This window comes from Nesterenkonia rhizosphaerae (assembly GCF_039544555.1).
Taxonomy (GTDB): domain Bacteria; phylum Actinomycetota; class Actinomycetes; order Actinomycetales; family Micrococcaceae; genus Nesterenkonia; species Nesterenkonia rhizosphaerae.
The window spans coordinates 1,118,558-1,118,837 of sequence record NZ_BAABLW010000007.1 but is presented as its reverse complement, the minus strand read 5'-3'; the positions used below and the strand labels follow the sequence as shown (position 1 = coordinate 1,118,837).

At 67.1% G+C, this 280-nt stretch carries 1 protein-coding gene; it reads right to left on the bottom strand.

The genetic code is table 11. The features are described from left to right. Positions 1–18 precede the first annotated feature (18 nt). Positions 19–280: hypothetical protein (locus ABEA23_RS10860; protein WP_345478028.1), on the bottom strand; the 262-nt coding region annotated here is incomplete at its 5' end.

The following is a 280-nucleotide window of genomic DNA, read 5'->3' as shown; positions in this document are numbered from 1 at the left end:
CTCCACTCTCATGCGTGCTCACTGAGGACTCTCGTGGCCCCTCCTGCGCAGATGGGGCATGACCGGTGTCACCCTGATCAGCTCCGGCGACGCTGTGCCCGCTGCCACCGCTGCCCTGAACACCGGCTTCAGAGGCAGCGTCGTTTCCTCGCGGACCTTCTGTAGGTCCAGGCGTAGCCGCTGCACCGCCACCGGTGGGTGCCGAAGGAGCGGGACCGCTAGTAGGAGCACCGCCGTCGCCGGCCTCACCCTCGGTTCCATCTTCGCCTCCATGGTCGTT